The organism is Enterococcus raffinosus (genome assembly GCF_001886185.1).
Lineage (GTDB): Bacteria > Bacillota > Bacilli > Lactobacillales > Enterococcaceae > Enterococcus_A > Enterococcus_A raffinosus.
The window spans coordinates 1-1,513 of sequence record NZ_JXLA01000099.1 but is presented as its reverse complement, the minus strand read 5'-3'; the positions used below and the strand labels follow the sequence as shown (position 1 = coordinate 1,513).

Below are 1,513 nucleotides of genomic sequence, written 5' to 3'. Positions count from 1 at the left end.
TCTGTCTAGTCTAGTGTAGCCGATTCATGGAAGCAGAGGAGGTTCTTCGTTTAAAACAAGTAACAGGACTAAAAAGAGCTTTTATGGATCATAAGTTTAGTGAATCTTGGTATGAATTTGTATCAAAAAATTATAAAGTTTCTAAGGAAAATGAGAAGCAAATTTAGCTACCTGAAGAAAAGTAAAGGAGTTTATTTCGATGTATCACCTGATAGTTAGATTACAATTTAACTAGGCAGAAAGCGTCCAGCTTTTACATGTCAGGAGTGAATGTCGCTAAGGGGAACTGATTCATTACTTAGAATGAATCAAGAACTGTAGAAGCTACGGGGAAAACCAATGAAGGGAAATAATTACCATAAGATATAGTATATCAACTTTCTATGATGGATACCTGTTTCTCAAAAAACGTATTTCATTTTCACTTTTAGAAAATGTTAAGTTTAGAGGCTATCTAACTCTCTTACTTAATCAGATAATCGTGTTACGATAACTTCTGATTATATAGTGAAAGAGAATTTTTTGCGTTCAGATTTCTTGACTACGCCTAAGATAAAAATTCGAAGAAATGCTTATTACATTAACATTGAATACAGAAAAACTGATAAATTTTAAAATAGTCCAAAATAGAAAATTAAAAAAATATTTGGATGTGATTACGAAGTTATAGCGTTGAATTGATTTGAAACATGTATGACTTTGAATAAATAAAATCTTGTTGTTTATTGTTATTTTAGAATAAGGAGTGTAATTTATGACAAGAGTATTAATTGTGACAAAAAATTTGTTGGCAGAACAAAGTTTGCAGGATGTTCTGCAACGTTCAGACATTGAAGTGTATTGTTCAAATGATTTGATGAATGATACCATTTTTTTATCGCAAATTGTCAAGTGTTTTTCAATGGTCATTTTCAGCGATACGGTTTCCAATTTTGAAATTTCAAAATACTATTCTTTTTTTCAAAAAGAAGGATTACTCATTTTAAGAAAAGGAAATAAGGAAGATTTGAAAAATTCGGATTTTTCCTACTTGCTTAATGAAATCAGTGCCTGGATTGATCCCAAGATGCCAGATATTATGGTTATTGAAAAAATAGCCAAATTAATGAACAATCAAGAAAGGCTCGCTTCTTCCTTGAATGAAAGGAATCATAATCTTTTTTCAAAAAATGAAAATAATTCGAAAGGATTTTTTTCAGCCTTTCACCAAATGAAAAAAAGTTTTTGTATTACTTATATCAGTATCAAAAAGACGGAAGGATTGTGTCACGTAATGAGCTATGTAATTTAATTTGGGGATCAGATGTAACCAATTCAAGGTTATGTCAGTTATCTAATTTAAGTAACCGAATTAAAATGAAACTTGAAATGAATCATTTTCCAGAGGGGGAGTTAATAAACTTACGGAATAAAGGATATCTTTTAGGAGATTTGCTACTTATTGAAGTTGGAGAAAATCTAAGTTAGTGCCTACTGAATAATTAACAAATTTTGGTTAAATGATGATTGATTG

2 protein-coding genes are annotated in these 1,513 nt (G+C 29.9%); both read left to right on the top strand.

Annotation, left to right across the window (positions count from 1 at the left end):
• The first annotated feature begins 754 nt into the window (after positions 1-754).
• Complete coding sequence (locus tag RV13_RS20335; RefSeq protein ID WP_227656327.1) at positions 755-1,291, top strand: helix-turn-helix domain-containing protein; 537 nt, start codon at positions 755-757, stop codon at positions 1,289-1,291.
• Positions 1,225-1,467, top strand: coding sequence for a hypothetical protein (locus RV13_RS21455; protein ID WP_229078945.1), 243 nt, complete (start codon positions 1,225-1,227; stop codon positions 1,465-1,467). The genes RV13_RS20335 and RV13_RS21455 overlap by 67 nt, the downstream gene beginning before the upstream one ends.
• The last annotated feature ends 46 nt before the right edge of the window (positions 1,468-1,513 follow it).